The 18,976-nt window shown below is 63.2% G+C and carries 17 protein-coding genes; 8 read left to right on the top strand and 9 right to left on the bottom strand.

The genetic code is table 11. The features are described from left to right. Window positions 1–110: 110 nt before the first annotated feature. The 4 genes from RA26_RS02480 (at window position 111) to RA26_RS02465 (ending at window position 5,677) form a co-directional block, all read left to right on the top strand. Window positions 111–1,931: an ABC transporter ATP-binding protein gene (locus RA26_RS02480; protein ID WP_039179242.1), complete on the top strand. Its 1,821-nt coding sequence runs from the start codon at window positions 111–113 to the stop codon at window positions 1,929–1,931. Window positions 1,932–1,933: 2 nt separating this feature from the next. Then, the gene (gene argE, locus RA26_RS02475; RefSeq protein ID WP_039179240.1) at window positions 1,934–3,115 is read left to right on the top strand and encodes an acetylornithine deacetylase; all 1,182 of its coding nucleotides are present in this window, start codon (window positions 1,934–1,936) and stop codon (window positions 3,113–3,115) included. A gap of 197 nt (window positions 3,116–3,312) precedes the next feature. Further along, entirely contained in the window at window positions 3,313–4,479 is a 1,167-nt protein-coding gene (locus RA26_RS02470) for a M20 aminoacylase family protein (RefSeq protein ID WP_039179238.1), read from the top strand. Window positions 4,480–4,513: 34 nt separating this feature from the next. Next, complete coding sequence (locus RA26_RS02465) at window positions 4,514–5,677, top strand: M20 aminoacylase family protein (protein ID WP_039179235.1); 1,164 nt, start codon at window positions 4,514–4,516, stop codon at window positions 5,675–5,677. A gap of 112 nt (window positions 5,678–5,789) precedes the next feature. Here the strand turns inward: RA26_RS02465 and RA26_RS02460 are convergent, their stop codons facing one another. Genes RA26_RS02460 through moaA form a run of 3 tightly spaced genes read right to left on the bottom strand, consistent with a single transcriptional unit; the run spans window position 5,790 to window position 9,168 of the window. Further along, the gene (locus RA26_RS02460; RefSeq protein WP_039179232.1) at window positions 5,790–6,848 is read right to left on the bottom strand and encodes a glycosyltransferase family 4 protein; all 1,059 of its coding nucleotides are present in this window, start codon (window positions 6,846–6,848) and stop codon (window positions 5,790–5,792) included. Beyond that, complete coding sequence (locus RA26_RS02455) at window positions 6,848–8,155, bottom strand: 3-deoxy-D-manno-octulosonic acid transferase (RefSeq protein ID WP_039179230.1); 1,308 nt, start codon at window positions 8,153–8,155, stop codon at window positions 6,848–6,850. Before RA26_RS02455 ends, RA26_RS02460 begins: the two co-directional genes overlap by 1 nt. A 2-nt stretch (window positions 8,156–8,157) precedes the next feature. Next, a complete protein-coding gene (gene moaA / locus RA26_RS02450) occupies window positions 8,158–9,168 on the bottom strand; it encodes a GTP 3',8-cyclase MoaA (RefSeq protein WP_039179227.1) in 1,011 nt (336 codons plus the stop codon). Between the two features lie 90 nt (window positions 9,169–9,258). Here moaA and RA26_RS02445 point away from each other — a divergent pair, with 90 nt between their 5' ends. Beyond that, window positions 9,259–9,711, top strand: a complete 453-nt coding sequence (locus tag RA26_RS02445) for a hypothetical protein (protein WP_039179224.1) — start codon at window positions 9,259–9,261, stop codon at window positions 9,709–9,711. Window positions 9,712–9,798: 87 nt separating this feature from the next. Here the strand turns inward: RA26_RS02445 and RA26_RS02440 are convergent, their stop codons facing one another. Genes RA26_RS02440 through glmU form a run of 4 tightly spaced genes read right to left on the bottom strand, consistent with a single transcriptional unit; the run spans window position 9,799 to window position 14,222 of the window. Beyond that, on the bottom strand, window positions 9,799–10,479 hold the full coding sequence (locus tag RA26_RS02440) for a DNA alkylation repair protein (RefSeq protein WP_039179220.1): 681 nt from the start codon (window positions 10,477–10,479) through the stop codon (window positions 9,799–9,801). Window positions 10,480–10,500: 21 nt separating this feature from the next. Further along, window positions 10,501–11,043, bottom strand: coding sequence for a pyridoxamine 5'-phosphate oxidase family protein (locus RA26_RS02435; protein ID WP_039179216.1), 543 nt, complete (start codon window positions 11,041–11,043; stop codon window positions 10,501–10,503). Window positions 11,044–11,046: 3 nt separating this feature from the next. Continuing rightward, window positions 11,047–12,867, bottom strand: coding sequence for a glutamine--fructose-6-phosphate transaminase (isomerizing) (gene glmS, locus RA26_RS02430; protein ID WP_039179214.1), 1,821 nt, complete (start codon window positions 12,865–12,867; stop codon window positions 11,047–11,049). Then, window positions 12,867–14,222 (bottom strand): bifunctional UDP-N-acetylglucosamine diphosphorylase/glucosamine-1-phosphate N-acetyltransferase GlmU, encoded by a 1,356-nt coding sequence (glmU, locus tag RA26_RS02425; RefSeq protein WP_039179212.1) that lies wholly within the window; start codon window positions 14,220–14,222, stop codon window positions 12,867–12,869. The genes glmS and glmU overlap by 1 nt, the downstream gene beginning before the upstream one ends. 131 nt (window positions 14,223–14,353) lie before the next feature. On the opposite strand from glmU, the gene RA26_RS02420 reads away from it, so the two are divergent. Next, entirely contained in the window at window positions 14,354–15,016 is a 663-nt protein-coding gene (locus RA26_RS02420; protein ID WP_039179208.1) for an HAD-IA family hydrolase, read from the top strand. A gap of 79 nt (window positions 15,017–15,095) precedes the next feature. Then, on the top strand, window positions 15,096–16,289 hold the full coding sequence (locus RA26_RS02415; protein WP_039179206.1) for a DegT/DnrJ/EryC1/StrS family aminotransferase: 1,194 nt from the start codon (window positions 15,096–15,098) through the stop codon (window positions 16,287–16,289). Here the strand turns inward: RA26_RS02415 and RA26_RS02410 are convergent. Then, a complete protein-coding gene (locus RA26_RS02410) occupies window positions 16,277–16,735 on the bottom strand; it encodes a CreA family protein (protein ID WP_052272284.1) in 459 nt (152 codons plus the stop codon). The two genes, RA26_RS02415 and RA26_RS02410, sit on opposite strands and share 13 nt — an antisense overlap. A gap of 304 nt (window positions 16,736–17,039) precedes the next feature. Here RA26_RS02410 and RA26_RS02405 point away from each other — a divergent pair, with 304 nt between their 5' ends. Next, a complete protein-coding gene (locus tag RA26_RS02405) occupies window positions 17,040–18,200 on the top strand; it encodes an isovaleryl-CoA dehydrogenase (RefSeq protein WP_039179203.1) in 1,161 nt (386 codons plus the stop codon). 95 nt (window positions 18,201–18,295) lie between these two features. Here RA26_RS02405 and RA26_RS02400 read toward each other — a convergent pair whose 3' ends face one another. Beyond that, window positions 18,296–18,898: an OmpW/AlkL family protein gene (locus RA26_RS02400; RefSeq protein WP_039179201.1), complete on the bottom strand. Its 603-nt coding sequence runs from the start codon at window positions 18,896–18,898 to the stop codon at window positions 18,296–18,298. Window positions 18,899–18,976: the final 78 nt, after the last annotated feature.

The following is an 18,976-nucleotide window of genomic DNA, read 5'->3' as shown; positions in this document are numbered from 1 at the left end:
AAGAGCCCATGCATTATTTGCATGAGCATTTTGAAGGAAAGTAGAGTTTACTCCGGAACCTGAGGCTGCCTTTGAACGCGGCCCGGACAAAATAGAACCAGGGAGCCGTCATGCTGGACAACGCCATTGCGTCCATAAGAAATCTGCGGGTGGAGTTTCAGACCAAGGACGGCCCGGTGGTCGGGGTGGAGGATGTCTCCTTTGACGTCAGCCCCGGCGAAACCGTTTGTATCGTTGGTGAATCCGGTTCCGGAAAATCGGTTTCCTCGCTGTCGCTGATGCGGCTGGTGGAGTTCGGCGGCGGCGAGATCGCGGGCGGCGAGCTGCTGTTCAACCGCCGCGGCGGCGAGCGCTCCAACCTCGCAACCACTGAACAGGAGCTGATGAAGCAGATTCGCGGCAACGAGATCGGCATGATCTTCCAGGAGCCGATGACCGCGCTTAATCCGGTGTTCACCGTCGGCCGCCAGCTGACCGAAGGCCTGCGCATCCACAAGAAGATGTCGCAATCTCAAGCGGAGGAGCGGGCGCTTGAACTGCTGCGCCAGGTCCGTATCCCGGAACCGGAACGCCGCCTGAAACAATACCCGCACGAACTGTCGGGCGGCATGCGCCAGCGGGTGGTGATTGCGATGGCGATGGCTTGCGAGCCGCGGCTTCTGATCGCGGATGAGCCGACCACCGCGCTGGACGTGACCATTCAGGCGGAAATCCTGGCGCTGATGGACCGGCTGAAGTGCGAGACCGGCACCGCGGTGATGTTCATCACCCACGACATGGCGGTGGTGGCCCAGATGGCCGACCGTGTGGTTGTCATGTTCCGCGGCAACAAGGTTGAGGAAGGCACGGTCGAGGAGATCTTCGAAAACCCCAAGCACGACTACACCAAGGCGCTGCTGGCGGCGGTTCCGAAACTGGGCGAGATGCGCGGCAAGCATTTCCCCGAGCCGATGAAGTTGATGGGCGTCGAGAACCAGAAGATCGAGCCAATCAAGGGCACCGATGAGGTGCTTCTGGAGGTGAAGAACCTGACCACGCGCTTTCCGGTCAAAGGCGGCTTGCTGCGCCGCACCATCTCCAACGTGCACGCGGTGGAAGATGTGTCCTTCAAGGTGTTCAAAGGCCAGACCCTGTCGCTGGTCGGCGAATCCGGCTGCGGCAAGTCCTCTGCGGGCCGCTCGATCCTGCGTCTGGTGGAACCGCAGTCCGGCGAAGTGAACTTCGAGGGGCGCAACGTGCTGGGCTTCAACGCCTCTGAAATGCACAAGGCGCGCCAGGACATGCAGATGATCTTCCAGGATCCTTTTGCCTCTCTGAACCCGCAGATGCAGCTGATCGATCAGGTGGCGGAACCCTTGCGCAACTACGGGCTGGCGTCAGGCTCCGAATTGCACGACCGGGTGGCCAGCCTGTTCGACCGCGTCCATCTGCCGCGCAGCTTCATGCGCCGCTACCCGCACGAGATGTCCGGTGGCCAGCGCCAGCGGATCGCCATCGCGCGCGCACTTGCCCTGAACCCCAAGCTGATTGTCGCGGACGAGGCGGTCTCGGCACTCGACGTATCGGTGCAGGCGCAGGTCCTCAATCTGATGATGGAACTGCAGGCGGAACTGGGCCTCTCGTTCCTTTTCATCAGCCATGACATGGCGGTGGTGGAGCGCGTCAGCCATCAGGTGGGCGTCATGTACCTGGGCCGCATCGTGGAAATCGGCCCGCGCGAGCGCGTCTTCGAAAACCCGCTGCACGCCTATACCCAGGCGCTGATGAAAGCGGTCCCGATCGCTGACCCGCGCCAGCGCAAGTCGGAGAAGGAACTGAATTTCAAACCGATCCCGTCACCGATCCACGAGGTCGGCTACCAGCCGGAACCATCGGAATACCTGGAGCTGGAGCCCGGCCATTTCGTGCTGACCACTGACAGCGGTTACTGATCATGGCCGCAAAACTGACCCCGCTGGAGATCATGGAACGCCTGGTCTCCTTCCCGACCGTGAGCCGGGACACCAATCTGCCGCTTGTCGACTGGGTGCAGGGATATCTGTCCTCCCACGGCATCGAAAGCCACCGCTGGACAGACCCGGATCAGCCTCACAAGGCCGCCGTCTTTGCCCATGCCGGTCCGTGGGAAGAGGGCGCGGTTGTGCTGTCCGGCCATACCGATGTGGTGCCGGTAGACGGCCAGCCCTGGGACACCGATCCGTTTACGGTAGTGGAAAAGGACGGCAAATACTTCGGCCGCGGCACCTGCGACATGAAGGGTTTTGACGCGCTGGCGATTTGGGCGCTGGTGGAGGCGCATACCCAGGGTGTCACACGGCCGCTGCAACTGGCGCTGAGTTTTGACGAGGAGATCGGCTGCACCGGCGCCCCTCCGATGATCGAAGCCATGCAGGCCGTACTGCCCAAGGGCTCCGCGGTGATCGTGGGCGAGCCCTCGATGATGCAGGCGGTCACCGGCCACAAGGGCGGCACCGGCTATGACACCCATCTGGTAGGCTTTGAGGTGCATTCCTCGCTCATGCACACCGGCGTCAGCGCCATTATGCAGGGCGCGAAACTGATCGACTGGGCCAACCAGAAAAATGCCGAAAACATGGCCAAGGAGCCCGGCGAGGTGCAGGCGATGTTCACCCCGCCCTGGACAACCTGCCATGTCGGCATGATCGAGGGCGGCACCGCCCATAACATCACCGCCAAGGACTGCCGCTTCCTGATGGATTTCAGGGTGGTGCCGGGGGAGAACGCGGGCGATTGGGAGGCTGCCTACCTGCAAAAGATACGCGAGGTCGAGGCGGAGATGCAGGCCATCCATCCGGAGGCCCGCATTGATGTGTCCAAGCACTTCGACGTGCCCGGGCTGGTGCCGGAACAAAACGGCGAGGCCGAGGCGCTGGTGCGCCGGGTAACCGGCGACAACGGCTCCCATGTGGTCAGCTACGGCACCGAGGCAGGCCAGTTCCAGAAGGCTGGTTACTCTGCAGTGATCTGCGGTCCCGGCGACATCGCGCAGGCGCATCAGCCCAATGAGTACATCACGGTCGCCCAGTTCGACGCGGGCCATGACTTCATGCGCAAGCTGGTGGAGAAACTGCGCGGCTACTTCCCGCTGCCTTGAAACGGCGCGTTTCGTGCTCAGATTGGTGCTGCAAGTGTATCAGGGGGTGCACAGATGGTGCACAAGGGGTGCACGCATGGCACCCCCGCTTCCGGCATGTTCCGCCGCGTCCCGGCGGGGCTGGATACTTGCGAAGCTAAGTTTTTTCGCGGACAGTTTGCCGCAACGGAACCTGAAACAGAAAAAGGGAGGGGAAAATGCCGGCCAAGAACCGCTTTGCCGAGATGCACCAGGAGATCACAGCCTGGCGCCATCACCTGCACGAGAACCCCGAACTGATGTACGAGGTGCATGAAACCGCTGCCTTTGTGGTGGAGCGGCTCAAGGAATTCGGTATCACCGATATCACCACCGGCGTCGGCCAGACCGGCGTGGTTGCGGTGATCGAAGGCAAGACCAATGCCTCCGGCCGCGCCATCGGCCTGCGTGCTGACATGGACGCGCTGCCGATCCCCGAGGCCTCAGGCGTGGACTACGCCTCTAAGACGCCTGGCGTGATGCACGCCTGCGGCCACGACGGCCATACCTCGATGCTGCTGGGTGCGGCTAAATACCTTGCAGAGACACGGAATTTCGACGGCAAAGCTGTGCTGATCTTCCAGCCGGCCGAGGAAGGCGGCGCTGGAGGCAAGGCGATGTGCGACGACGGGCTGATGGACCGCTGGGGCATTCAGGAGGTCTATGGCCTGCACAATATGCCGGGCCTTCCGGTGGGCGAATTTGCCATCCGCCCGGGTCCGCTGATGGCGTCCTCGGACGAGTTCATCATCACCGTCACCGGCAAGGGCGGCCACGCCGCTGCACCGCATGAGGCGATTGATACGACGCTGGTGGCCTCGCAGATCGTGGTCTCGCTGCATTCGATCGTCTCGCGCAACGTGGACCCGATCAAACGCGTGGTGCTGACCGTCGGCACCTTTGAAACCGACAGCACGGCGTCGAACGTGATTGCCCATACTGCCAAGCTGCAAGGGACCGTGCGCACTTTGGACCCCGAGTACCGTACCCAGGCCGAGGGCTGGGTGCGCCGGGTGGCTGAGAGCACGGCGGCGGCCTTCGGCGCCACGGCGGAGGTCGAATGGGTTCCGGGCTATCCCGTTACAATCAATGACGAAAGCGGCACTACCCATGCGATTGAGGCGGCGCAGGCGGTCTCTGCCAAGGTCGATGCCGAGACCCCGCCGATCATGCCGTCCGAGGATTTCTCCTACATGCTGGAGCAGCGCCCTGGCGCCTATATTTTCCTCGGCAACGGCGACACCCAGATGTGCCACCACCCGGCCTATTTCTTTGACGACGAGGCGATCCCGCTGGGATGCAGCTGGTTTGCCGAGCTGGTGGAACGAAGAATGCCCGCGGCCTGAGGCTGCGGGGGAAAGACAACCAAAGGAGTGAGAAATGCCGGTCAAGAACCGCTTTGCCGAACTGCAGGATGAAATTACCGCCTGGCGCCGTGACATCCACGAAAATCCGGAAATCCTGTTCGAAACCCACCGCACCAGCGCGCTGGTGGCAGAGAAACTGCAGGAGTTCGGCTGCGACGAAGTGGTGACCGGCATTGGCCGCACCGGCGTGGTTGGCGTGATCAAGGGCAAGGCGGACACATCCGGCAAAGTGATTGGCCTGCGTGCCGACATGGACGCGCTGCCGATCCATGAGCAGACCGGGCTGGATTATGCTTCCAAGACCCCCGGCGCGATGCATGCCTGCGGCCATGACGGACACACCGCGATGCTGCTGGGCGCCGCCAAGTACCTGTCGGAAACCCGCAATTTCGACGGTACCGTGGTAGTGATTTTCCAGCCCGCCGAAGAGGGCGGCGGCGGCGCCAAGGTAATGTGTGACGACGGGCTGATGGACCGCTGGGGTGTGCAGGAGGTTTACGGCCTGCACAACTGGCCGGGCCAGCCGCTCGGCTCTTTTGCCATCCGCCCCGGTTCCTTCTTTGCCGCCACCGACCAGTTCGACATCACATTTGAGGGCCGCGGCGGCCATGCCGCCAAGCCGCATGAGACCATCGACACCACCGTTCTGGCCGCGCAAGCCGTGCTGGCGCTGCAGACCATTGCCTCGCGCAATGCCGACCCGGTGCATCAGATTGTTGTTTCCGTGACCTCGTTTGAGACCTCTTCCAAGGCGTTCAACGTGATCCCGCAGAAGGTGCAGATCAAGGGCACCGTGCGAACGATGTCAAAGGACATGCGCGATCTGGCTGAGAAGCGGATCAACGAGGTGTGCACCGGTATCGCCGCCACCTTTGGCGGCACTGCGGACATCACCTATCACCGCGGCTATCCGGTGATGGTGAACCACGAGGAACAGACCGAGTTCGCCGCAAAGGTGGCGGCCAGCGTGTCCGGCTCCTGCGGGGATGCGCCGCTGGTGATGGGCGGCGAAGACTTTGCCTTTATGCTGGAGGAGCGCCCCGGCGCCTATATCCTGATGGGCAACGGCGACACCGCGATGGTGCATCACCCGGAGTACAACTTCAACGACGACGCGATCCCTGCGGGCTGCAGCTGGTGGGCGGAGATCGTCGAGCAGCGGATGCCTGCGGCCTGATCTGAGACGGAGGAGGGGGCCGTCTGCCCCCTCTTGAGCCTGCGGCTCAATTCACCCCCGAGGATATTTCCGGCCAGATGAAGAGGGATCAGGTTGCGCTGCGGCGCTGGGGTCAGTGCTCCAGCAGTTCGCGGTATATGGCGACCAGGGTTTCGGCCTCTTTCCCCAGCGCGAAATTGGTCATGGCGTGTTTGCGGGCCGCCGCGGACCACTCGGCCAGCCGGCCATCGGTGGACAGGACTTCGTTGATTGCCTCCACCATCTGTGCGGTTTCGCCCGGGTCGATAAGCAGGCCAGTCTCATGCGGCGCGATCAACTCCTCGAAGGCACCGACACGGGTGGCCACGGCCGGCACGCCGCAGGACATCGCTTCGAGCGGGGTGAGGCCGAACCCCTCCCAGCGCTGAGGAGCAACGTAGAGGTCCAGCGCCTGGTACCAGCGGGACACCTCCCAAACAGGTACCTCTGGCGGGAACAGCAGCCGTTCCGACAGGCCGGCAGCCTCGACCTTGGCGCGCAGTTCTTTTTCGAACGCCACGTGTTTTTCCGTCGCGCGGCCCATAACCAGGCCCACCGCATTGGGGTGTGCTTTCAGCACCTCCAGCATGGCGTCGACAAAGATGTCGGTGCCTTTCTGCGCCCGGATCCGGCCATAGCAGCCGATCAGGATGGCGTCTTCGGGCAGGCCCAGCTCCCGCCGCAGCGCCTCCTTGTCGGCGGGCGGCGTGAACTCGTCGGTGTTGATCCCGTGGTGCACCACCTGCGCGGGCTTCTCCAAGTAGGCAGCGCCCTTGGCCGAGGTGGCAATCACCCGGTCCATCTGCGAGATAAGCCACTTGGTATAGCCGGAGTGATGCCGCTGCGAAGCGGAGGTGAACAACAGCTTCAGCCGCTTGCCCAGGAGGTATTTCAGTGCCAGCCCGCCCAGCATTTCCACATTGCGGCGGGCGTGCCAGACGCGGGCGCCTGCGGGGCCGTTGCGGTTCATCAGGATAAGCTGTGCAGCCGAAAGGTGCGGCATGTCCCCCGGCAGGCCGCTGCCTGCGGTGGCAATGGCGATCTGCTGGCGCTGCAACGGCACCAGTCGCACGATGGTGGAGGTGACGCCGGACAGACGGCGCTTGAAATTCGGTGCGATGACTTCGATCTCGTTGGCGTCAACCAGTGCCATCAGGGTCTCCTATCAGGCAGCAGCGCCAGCAGGGCGTCCACCGTCTTGTCCAGTTGATCCGACTGCCGCGAGATGAAAGCCCCGGCGGCATCGCGGGCGGCGAGGAAGGCGTCCGGCTGCTCCAGCCACTTGGCAACCTGATCTGCCAGCTCCGCAGCGGAGCGGACCTCTGCCGCGGCACCTAGGGCGGACAGTTCGGCATAGGTCTCGGCGAAATTGTAGTGTCCTGTGCCGGTGATCACCGCGGCGCCTGCCTGCATTGGCTCAAACGGGTTGTGTCCGCCGATTTCACGCAGGGAACCGCCCAGGAACACCAGCGGGCACAGCGCATACCAGGTGCCGACCTCGCCGAGCGTGTCGGCCAGATAGACCTGCGTTTGGGTGCCGGGCATCACGCCCTTGCTGCGCCGTGCGCAGCTGAGGCCCGTGTCCTTGACGAGCTTTTCAACCGCGTCGCCGCGTTCCGGGTGCCGCGGAGCGAGCAGCAGGAAGAGGTCCGGGTGCTTTTTCAGCAGCGTCTTGTGGGCCTCCAGCACGGTTTCCTCCTCTCCCTCATGTGTGGAGGATGCGACCCAGACGGCGCGCTCGCCGATATTGCCGCGTACCTTGTCTAGGGTGTCCTGATCGACCGGCAAGGGCGCGGAGACGGCCTTGAGATTGCTTCCGGGACGGATGCGGTCCGGTGCGGCGCCCATCGTTTGCAGGTTGGCGGCGGTCTTCTGGTTCTGGGTGACCAGAAGCGCGAACTGATCGAGGATGAAGCGGGCGGTATCAGGACGTTTTGTCCAGCCCGCCACCGACTTGTCTGACAGCCGTGCATTCAGAAGCACCAGCGGGCAGCCGGTTTTGCGGGCGCGCACCAGCATTTGCGGCCACAGCTCGCTTTCGACAAACACCGCCAGATCGGGTTTCCAATGAGCCAGAAAACGGTCGACGGCGGCGGCGGTGTCCAGAGGCGGGAACTGGTGGCGGCAGCGCGGCGGCATCCGTTTGGCGATCAGCTCAGCCGAGGTGGGCGTGCCGGAGGTGATCAGGAACTCTGCGTCCGGCGCCTGTTCGCCCATACGGGCAATCAGCGTCAGCACTGACAGGCTTTCGCCAACCGAGGCGGCATGGAACCAGATCAGCTGCCCGGCGGGGCGGGGCAGGGAGGCGTGGCCGAGGCGTTCACGCACCCGTTCTTCCGGCAGGCCGTAATCGCGCAGCTTGCCGGCAACCTTGCGCCAGGCCAGGGGGGCGATCAGCGTGCTGACACCGCAATACAGGGAATAGAGCAGCGTCCGTTGCGCTGGAGCAGTCTGGGCCATGATCAGCCGCCGGTGTGGCTCATGTGGCGGGACATCTGGCCGCCGGCCTCCTGCCGGGAGTAGTCGAAATCATGGCCGCGGGGCTTGTCGCCGATCGCGGCGCGGATTGCGGCCTCCAGCACGCCGGCGCCTTCCTCATTAGCGCGCAGGGGCGCCCGCAGGTCAGCTTTGCCTTCCTGGCCGAGGCAGGTGTAGATCTCGCCGGTGCAGGTCACCCGCACCCGGTTGCAGCTTTCGCAGAAATTGTGCGACAGCGGGGTGATAAAGCCAATCTTCTGGCCGGTTTCCTCCAGCCGCACATAGCGGGCCGGGCCGCCGGTGCGCTCTGCCAGATCAGTCACGGTGTAGTGGTTTTCGTATTCCTTGCGGACATCCTTCAGCGACCAGTACTGGCCGATGCGCTCCATGGCGCCGATATCCTCGCCCATCGGCATCACTTCGATCCAGGTAAGGTCTAGGCCTCGTTCGGCGCACCAGGCCGTGATCCGGGGCAGTTCTTCTTCGTTGAAACCCTTGAGCGCCACCGCGTTGATCTTGACCTTGAGGCCCGCCTTCTGCGCCGCATCAATGCCCTTCATCACCTGCGGCAAGCGGCCCCAGCGGGTGACATCGGCAAACTTCTGTTCGTCCAGCGTGTCGAGCGAGATGTTCACCCGGCGCACCCCGGCGGCATAAAGCTCATCAGCGTATTTCACCAGCTGCGAGCCATTTGTGGTCAGCGTCAGTTCTTTCAAGGCCCCGGTTTCCAGATGGCGGCTCATCGACTGGAAAAAAGTCATGATGCCGCGCCGCACCAGCGGCTCTCCGCCAGTGATCCGCAGCTTCTCGACGCCCAGCCGGATGAAGGTGGAGCAGAGCCGGTCCAGTTCCTCCAGCGTCAGCAGATCCTTCTTGGGCAGAAAGGTCATGTTTTCCGACATGCAGTAAACGCAGCGGAAATCGCAGCGGTCGGTGACCGAGACACGCAGGTACGTGATTGCGCGGGCGAAGGGATCGATAAGGGGTGCCGTCATGCCTCCTAGGTAAAGCGGGGCACCGCCCGCGGCAAGGGGGGACCGCATTTGTGACTGGCAAAGAGTTTCGCAGCTGGCTAGGGTCGCCTCATGCGTATGACAGTCATTTCCCTTGCTTCGATTTCCCTGCTGGCGGCCTGTAACGGGATCCAGCTGAATTCCTCCATTCTGAACGGCGGCGGCGGACAATCAGCCACCGCGCCACAGGACCCGGTTCTGCAGCCCGCTCCTGGCGTTGATGCGGCCACGGCGGAGCCGCTGGCGCCAACGTCGCCTTCCGCGCCTTCCTTCCTCGGCTCCGCCACCACAGTGGCCTCGCTGGGCGATCCGTCACTGCCGGGGTTGTGGATGGAAACACCGCTGGTGGCGGCCGAACAGCAGGCGCTGATCCGTTCCAACCGAAACACCCAGGTGGTGGTGACGCTGAAGCCCATCCCGGGCGAGGCATCCGGCGGCAGCCGTCTGTCGATCGGCGCGATGCGGGCGCTGGGCCTGCCGCTGACGGAACTGGCCGAGCTGCAGGTGCTGCCCCCCGCGGGCTGAACTGCCCTTTTGAAACGGCAATAGCGCCCGCCTGCTTAGGCGGGGCGGGCGCTGACCGGCTCAGGCCGGGACGGATCTTTTGCTGGTCTAAGCGTCTTTCAGGTACTTCGCCGCTTCCTTGCGGGCAAACCCCTTCATGTTTTGCCCATGTTCCGCCAGGAATGCGCGGGTGCGGTCTGCATCGTGTTTGCTGAGGTCGCGTAGCCACCAGGCGACGGCCTTTTGGATGAACCAGTCGCGGTCGGGCACATAAACTGCGGCCCATCCCAGGATGCGTTCGCGGGCTTGCTGATCAGCGGGCTTCAGATTGTTCATCTTGGCCCAGGGCAGGGTGGCGACCAGCGCCGCGCGGCGGGTCCACATGTGGTCCGATTGGCTCCAGCCTTCCACCGCATCCAGACGCGCCGGGTCCGCCAGCAGCCGCTTTGAAATGGCAGAGCAAGCGTGATCGGCAATCGCCCAGCTGTCAAACTGCGGCACCCAGGATTGCAAGAGCTCCCAGACTGGCTGATCCTCCTTGATCCGGGCCTGGGTCAGCAGCTTGCCTGCTGCAATACGGGCCTCGAAGATATCGGAGTCCCACAGGGCGCGGGCCAGATCCACGCGCTCCGCCACGCTCAAGGCATGACGCCAGGATTTGGTCAGCTCATTGGTGGCCGGGTTGGGCACCCCCAGCACTTCGCGGGCTTGCTTGTGATAGGCCGCCATTTGCTCTGCCCGGCCGGGTTCAGCCTGGGCTTTGAGCGCATCAAGATAGGGATCAATCATGTGTTTCCTTGACCGCGACCGTCACACCGGCACGCCGGTCGGCTTGCCGTCGATGGTGGTCTGGTTTTTCTCTTCCCAATAGGCGCGGATATCCGCGTCCGATTTTCCGTCGACCCACTTCTGCATTGTGTCGCGTTCGGACTGGTATTCCATGAAGGGCACCGCATAGCCGCAAGAGGTCTGCACCATGTCGACCGAAACATCAAAAATCTGCCGGGCGCTGCGGTGGGCAGGAAACAGGGCGGCGAGTGCTTCCCAGCCGTTGTCCCCGGCATGCAGAACCTTTGCAGTGCCATAGGCGCGCAGGATCATCGGGCGGGTGGTGAAGGAGCACCACATCAGGGTCATCCGGTTCACCTCCCTGAGGTGGCCCGCGGTTTCATTGCCGCTGCCGGTCAGGTTCATCCAGACGATCCGGTCCGGCCCCATCACCCGCAGCGAGTCCATCCCCTTGGGGGAGATGTTAACACGGCCCTCCGGCCCGGCGGATCCGGTGAAGAACATGTGCTGATCTTCAATGAATTTGCGGTGCGCCTCTTCTATCTGCGGGAACTGCTTGGCCATCGCTCACTCCACCGTCACCGATTTCGCCAGGTTGCGCGGCTGGTCCACGTCGGTGCCTTTGGCAACCGCCGTGTGATAGGCCAAGAGCTGCGCCGGAATGGCATAGAGGATCGGTGACAGCGCTTCCTTGACCTGCGGCATCCGGATCGCGCACCAGACGTCGTCGCCGGCCTCATCAATGCCATCCTGGTCGGAGATCATCAGCACCTTGCCCTTGCGCGCCAGCACTTCCTGCATGTTGGAAACTGACTTGTCGAACAGCGAGTCCTTGGGCGTCAGCACCACCACCGGCATGTTCTTGTCGATGAGGGCAATGGGGCCGTGCTTCAGCTCGCCGGAGGCATAAGCTTCGGCGTGGATGTAGCTGATTTCCTTCAGCTTCAAGGCGCCTTCCAGCGCCAGCGGGAACATCAGGCCGCGGCCCAGGAACAAGACGTCACGGGCTTCGCTGACCTTCTGCGCCGCCAGGCGGATTGCCTCGTTCTGCTCCAGCGCGGAGGACAGCACATTGGGCAGACCGCGGATCGCAGTGGCGTATTCGGCCTTTTCCTCAGGCGAAAGGTGCCCGCGGTCGCAGGCGGCCTTGAGCGCCAGCGCCAGCAGCACGGTCAGTTGGCAGGTGAACGCTTTGGTAGAGGCCACGCCGATTTCCGGCCCGGCAAAGATCGGCAGTGCTAGATCGCTTTCCCGTGCAATGGAGCTTTCAGGGACGTTCACGACCGACAGGATCTTGTCCGCCTTTTCCTGGCAGTAGCGCAGCGCTGCCAGGGTGTCGGCAGTCTCGCCCGATTGCGACACGAACAACGCCAGCGTTTTGCCCGGGACCGGCGGCTCGCGGTAGCGGAATTCGGAGGCGATATCGACCTCGACCGGCAGGCGCGCAATCTGCTCGAACCAGTATTTGGCGGTCAAACAAGCGTAGTATGCCGTGCCGCAGGCGACCATCGTTAAGCGTTCGACTTGCGAAAAATCCACCTCGCCGGGCAGGCGCACGGCGTTTTCCTCAACCGGCAGGTAATGACGGATCGCCTCGGCAATCACATGCGGCTGCTCGGCGATTTCCTTGGCCATGAAATGCTTGTGGCCGCCCTTGTCGACTTGGGTGGAGTCAATTTGGATGGTCTTTGTTTCGCGGTTCACCAGCTCGCCGTTTGCGCCGCGGATCTCGGCACCGGCGCGGGTGACAACCGCGCGGTCGCCTTCTTCCAGATAGGTGATCCGGTCGGTCAGCGGCGCCAGGGCAATTGCGTCGGAACCCACGAACATCTCGCCGTCGCCATGGCCGATCGCCAGCGGAGAGCCTTTGCGGGCGGCGATGATCAGGTCTTCCTCGCCGTCAAACAGGAAGGCCAGGGCAAAGGCGCCCTCCAGCTGGTCCAGCGTCTTGAAAGCGGCATCAACGGGGGAGTGACCCTCTTTCAGATACCGCTCCGTCATCAGCGCGACGGTTTCGGTATCGGTCTCGGTGCGGAACTCCATGCCGCAGTTCAACAGCTCTGCGCGCAGTTCCTTGTAGTTTTCGATAATGCCGTTGTGCACCACTGCGACGGAACCGGCGCGGTGGGGGTGGGCGTTGCTGACCGACGGCGCGCCATGGGTGGCCCAGCGGGTGTGGCCGATGCCGGCCTTGCCGGCCAGCGGCTCATGCACCAGAAGGTCAGAGAGGTTCACCAGCTTGCCCACGGCGCGGCGGCGGCGCAGGGCGCCGTCATTCACCGTGGCAATGCCTGCGCTGTCATAACCGCGGTATTCCAGCCGCTTCAGTGCCTCGACCAGGATCGGGGCGGCCTCGTGATTGCCCAGTACGCCGACAATTCCGCACATCACTTGGCTCCCTTCTGCAGGCGGGCCTTCTTGGCGCGCAGCATATCCATCAGCTTGCGCGCGCGGCCCGGTTTGTTGCTCTGTTCGGCGCGGGCAATGGCCAGGTCGCCGTCTTCCACGTTTTTGGTCACCACCGCGCCGGTTGCGGTCATCGCCTCGTTGCCGACGCGGACCGGCGCCACCAGCATGGTGTTGGACCCGATAAAGGCGCGGGCGCCGATTTCGGTGCGGTGCTTCATCACCCCGTCATAGTTGCAGGTAATCGTGCCTGCGCCAATATTTGTCGCTTCGCCGACAGAGGCATCGCCGATGTAGCTGAGGTGGTTGACCTTGGCGCCTTCGGCAATCTCGGCGTTCTTGATCTCGACAAAGTTGCCGATGTGGGTGTTTTCAGCTAGCTCCGCGCCGGGGCGCAGGCGGGCATACGGCCCGACTTTGGCACCGCGGCTGACATGGCAGCCCTCCAAATGCGAGAACGCGCGGATTAGCGCGCCGCTTTCCACCGTTACACCGGGCCCAAAGACCACGTTCGGCTCGATCACGGTGTCGCGGCCGATGAAGGTGTCAAAGGCGAAATAGACGGTTTCAGGTGCCATCAGGGTGACGCCCAGCTCCATCAGGTCTGCCCGGGCGCGGGCCTGGAACAGCGCATCCGCCTGCGCCAGTTCGGCGCGGGAATTGACGCCCAGCGTTTCCGCCTCATCGCAGGACACGGCGGTCACGTTGAGACCCTCGCGCCGCGCCAGCTCCACCAGGTCGGTCAGGTAGTATTCGCCCGATGCGTTTTCATTGCCGACCTTGGCGATCAGATCAAACATCGCGCTGGCCTTGCCCGCCATCAGGCCGGAGTTGCAGAAGGCAATAGCGCGCTCCGCCTCAGTGGCGTCCTTGAATTCGACAATCTTCTCCAAGCTGTCGCCCTGCATCACCAGGCGGCCATAGCGGCCCGGATCGGCAGCTTCGAACCCCAGCACCACGAGGTCGGCACGCTGGCGGGCTTCGACCATGCGTTCCAGCGTCTCAGCGCTGACAAAGGGCGTGTCGCCATAAAGCACAACCACATCGCCCGCGAACCCGTCCAGCGCGGCGCGGGCCTGGTCAACCGCATGGGCGGTGCCCAGCTGCTCCTCTTGCAGGACAACTTCGGCTTCTTCGTAGATATCAGAGACTGCCTTGCGGACCTTATCCGCCCCGTGGCCTGCCACGATGATGGTGCGCTCCGGCGCCAGCGTGCGGCCCGCGGCCATCGCGTGCTCCAGCATCGGCGCCTGGGCAATCGGGTGCAGCACTTTGGGGAGGTCGGAGTTCATCCGCGTGCCTTTTCCGGCCGCCAGGATGACAAGGGCAATGCTCATAATCGCTTTTCTCTTTGTCTTTTTAGCGCTCCCGTTTTATCCGCTAACAGGCGGGGCGCAAGGGATAGCGCCATCAAACAAGATTGCGGCCTGCAACATGCGGCGGCGGAAAAGTGCCGAAAGGGCAGGACATGCGAACGGTAATCTTCGATCTTGACGGCACGCTGGCGGATACCTCGGGTGATCTGCTGGCCGCGGCCAATGCCTGCTTCCGGCAGATGGGCCTGGGTGACGTGCTAGACCGGCCGGAGGACGCAGCTGTTGCCCTGCGCGGCGGCCGGAACATGCTGGCGACCGGTCTCAAACGGGCGGGCCGGTTTGATCAGGCCACCGTTGATGAGTTCTATCCGGTGCTGCTGGAAGCTTACCGTGACGCCATCGACCACCACACCGTGCTGTATCCCGGAGCGATGGAGGCTGTGGAAACCCTGAAAACCGCAGGTTTCGGTGTCGGCATCTGCACTAACAAGCCTGAGGGGCTGGCGGATAAGCTGATGCGCAGCCTCGGCGTGCGCGATGCCTTTGCCTCGCTGGTTGGCGCCGACACTTTGCCGGTACGCAAGCCCGATCCCGAGCCGTTGTTCGAGGCTGCCCGCCGTGCGGGCGGCGACCCGGCCCGGACCCTGCTGGTGGGGGACAGTGACACCGACCGCAACACTTCGGCCAATGCGGGCGTGCCGTCGGTACTGGTGACCTTCGGCCCCTCCGGCGATAACATGGCCGCGCTGAAGCCGGAGGCGCTGCTCGACCGGTTTGAGGACCTTCTGGAGGTCGCAGACCGGCTGATTGCGTGATCCCGCAACTCAGTTTCGGGAAAATCGTCTGTCCTGCTTCCCCCTTGACCGCTGGCCGCCCGCGGCTCACAAACGCCGCATGAGCGAGACATTTTCCGGGTCATTCACCCAGCAGGAACCCATCCCCGAAGACGCCATCGAGGCCGCACTGGCGGTGCTTCGCAGCGGGCGTCTGCACCGCTACAACGTCGCTGCGGGCGAAGAGGGCGAAACCGCGCTGCTGGAGCAGGAGTTCGCGGCGCAGATGGGTGCGAAGTACTGCCTGGCCGTGGCATCAGGTGGGTATGCGCTCGCGACGTCACTGCGCGCTGTCGGGGTGAAGCCCGGTGACAAGGTGCTGACAAATGCCTTCACCCTGGCGCCGGTGCCGGGATCGATTGCCTCTGTCGGGGCGGAGCCGGTGTTTGTCGAAGTGACGGAAAGTCTGACCATTGATCTGGACGATCTGGCGGCCAAGGCGGGTCAGGCCAAGGTGCTGATGCTGTCGCACATGCGCGGGCATCTGTGCGACATGGACCGGCTGATGGAAATCTGTGATGCCGCTGGCGTCACAGTGATCGAGGATTGCGCCCACACCATGGGCGCCACCTGGAACGGGGTGCTGTCGGGCAAACATGGAGCGGTCGGCTGCTACTCTTGCCAGACCTACAAGCATGTGAATTCCGGCGAGGGCGGGCTGCTCATCACCGATGACGAAGAAATCGCCGCCCGCGCCATCATGATGTCCGGCTCCTACATGCTCTATGGCCGCCACTTGGCTGTGCCGGGACCTGAGGTGTTTGAACGGGTGAAATACGAGACCCCCAACATCTCCGGCCGGATGGACAATCTGCGCGCCGCTATCCTGCGGCCGCAGCTGCGTGACCTGGACACCCAGGTGCAGCGCTGGAACGACCGCTACCGTGCGGTGGAGGAGGGGCTGCGCGGCACGCCGGGCCTGACGGTAGTGGAGCGTCCCGCCCGGGAGGTCTATGTTGGCTCCTCGATCCAGTTCCTGCTAATGGACTGGTCCGAAGAGGCGGTGCAGGTAGCGGTCCGCCGCTGTGCCGCACGCGGGGTGGAGCTGAAGTGGTTCGGCACGCCGGAACCGGTGGCGTTCACCTCCCGCTACGACAGCTGGCGCTATGCGGACACCCCGCGGCTGCCGCAAAGCGACCGCATTCTGGCGGGCATCATCGACATGCGGGTGCCGTTGACCTTCAGCCTGGAAGACTGCGCGCAGATCGCCCGCATCATCCGCGCCGAGGTCTCCGCCGTCTATCAGTCGGCCTGATAGAGCGGCACCGTCGAGATCGAAACTTTGGCCGACCCGTCAGTCAGCTCCGCCGCGTGGGCCGCATAGATCAGAGTCTGGTTGGCCTCGTCGAAGATCCGTTTCACGCGCAGTGACTTCAGGATGATGGAGCGCGACGCGCGGAACACATCCTCGCCGTCGCGGCCGCGGTCGATGTCGCCCAAAGTAATGGGGCCGGTCTGGCGGCAGGCGATTGAGGCATTCGAGGGATCTTCGAACCAGTTGCCCTTGGACAGCCGGTCGATAAACCCGCGCTCGAAATAGGCGATATGGCAGGTTACGCCTTCGACCTTGGGGTCCGCGATGGCTTCGATGATGATGTCGTTGCCCACCCAATCAACGCCGATCTCGCCAACCTCTTCAGCAGAGGCGGGCAGGCTCAGCAGGCAAAATGCGGCAGTCAGGGCGGGGGTTGCTCGTGTCATTTGAAACTCCTCTGGATTACAGGCAGGCACGGTTTTCCGCGTCTGTCTCTTAACGCCCGCAAGCGGGGAAAGATCCCTGCCGGCCGAACTGCCAACCGGAATTCTACGAGAATTCCGGCCCGGAAAACACGTGTTTTTCGTTCCGTTTTCTGTGCCGGAAAACGGAGTCTTCTGGTTTCGGGCGGTCATGCGGCTTGGACGCTGCGTTCGTGGCTGCTGGACCGCCATTGACCCGAATCGAAGGCTCCTCTATTGAATTGAACAACTGTTCATATAATCAGCTCTGGCCTGGAGGATCTGCGGGATGTTCAACGCAAGCATGACTTTCGATCTTGGTGAGGACGTGAACGCGCTGCGCGATGTGGTTCACCGCTGGGCGCAGGAACGTGTCAAGCCGATGGCGCAGGAGATCGACCAGAAGAACGAGTTCCCGGCGGAGCTGTGGCAGGAGATGGGTGAGCTGGGTCTCTTGGGCATCACGGTGCCGGAGGAGTTCGGCGGTGCCGGCATGTCCTATCTGGCCCATACTGTCGCGATTGAGGAAATCGCCCGCGCAAGCGCCTCTGTGTCGCTGTCCTATGGCGCGCATTCCAACCTCTGCGTCAACCAGATCAAGCTGAACGGTAACGCTGAGCAGAAGGCGAAATACCTGCCGCGGCTGCTGTCCGGCGAGCATGTGGGTGCGCTGGCGATGTCCGAGGCGGGTGCCGGTTCCGACGTGGTGTCGATGAGCCTGCGCGCGGAAAAGCGCAATGATCACTTCCGCCTGAACGGCAATAAGTACTGGATCACCAACGGCCCCGATGCCGATACACTGGTGGTCTACGCCAAGACCGATCCGGAAGCCGGCTCCAAGGGCATCACAGCCTTCCTGATCGAAAAGGAATTCAAGGGCTTCTCTACCTCCAAGCACTTCGACAAGCTGGGCATGCGCGGCTCCAACACCGCTGAACTGGTGTTTGAGGACGTGGAAGTCCCGTTCGAAAACATCCTGGGCGAAGAGGGCAAGGGCGTGCGCGTGCTGATGTCCGGCCTCGATTACGAACGCGTGGTGCTGGCAGGTATCGGCACCGGTATCATGGCGTCCTGCATGGACGAGATGATGCCCTACATGGCGGAACGCAAGCAGTTCGGCCAGCCGATCGGGAACTTCCAGCTGATGCAGGCCAAGATCGCCGACATGTACACCGCGATGAACACCGCGCGGGCTTATGTCTATGAGGTCGCAAAGTCCTGCGACAAGGGCACGGTTACCCGTCAGGACGCAGCCGCCTGCTGCCTATATGCTTCTGAGGTCGCGATGACACAGGCGCATCAGGCGGTGCAGGCCTTCGGCGGTGCGGGCTACCTGTCCGATAACCCGGTGGGCCGCATCTTCCGCGATGCCAAGCTGATGGAGATCGGCGCGGGCACCAGCGAAATCCGCCGGATGCTGATCGGCCGTGAGCTGATGGGCACCATGTAAATGTAAAACCCCGAGCATCCGTTGGGACGCGCGGGGTCTGAAACAGACCCGGCGGCACGAGGCAAGCCGCCAGACCTTTACCGGATCACCAAGGATCAGAAGCGGTGCACGTAAGCGAAGTTCACGACAACCGGATCGATCTCTGCGGTACCGATGCTGGCGCCGTTCAGGGTCGCGTCGGAGTCGATGTCCATCCAGCGGACGTTGAACCGCAGCGCGCCATTGTCGGAGATCTGGTAGTCGGCACCCGCGTTCACCGCGATGCCAAAGCTGTCGTCCAGCTTGAGCGTGCCAAGCGCGGTCTCTTCCTCAAAGAAGGTGGTGTAGTTCAGGCCAAGGCCGAGGAACGGCTTGATCACACCTTGGGTGGGGAAGTGGTAGTTGACCGACAGGGTCGGCGGCAGCTGCTTGGCAGACGCCGCGTAGGCGCCGTTCAGGTTGATATCGTGCTCAAACGGCGAGGCCGCCAGCAGTTCGACGCCCCAGTTGTCACGGAAGAAGTACTCAACGGTCAGCGACAGCGCGGTGCCGTCATCAATGTCAGCCAGCGCGCCGGCCAGGGTGCCGTTGCCGGACTTTGGATTCACGTTGGCGATACCAACGCCGACGGTCCAATCGCCTTGCTCCTGAGCCAAGGCGGGGGCGGCCATTGCGGCCAGGGCGGAGGTCAGCGCAAGCGCGGAAACCATGCGTTTCATGGGGTGCGTCCCTTTTCTTGTGTTTACCCGACAGTGATGCACCCGCAGGCGGCCGAAAACTCTGATCTGAGTCAAAAC

Origin of the sequence: Leisingera sp. ANG-M7 (assembly GCF_000813965.1) — a bacterium.
Lineage (GTDB): Bacteria > Pseudomonadota > Alphaproteobacteria > Rhodobacterales > Rhodobacteraceae > Leisingera.
Note: the sequence above shows the minus strand (reverse complement) of the source record. Positions and strands in the feature narration are given on the sequence as shown.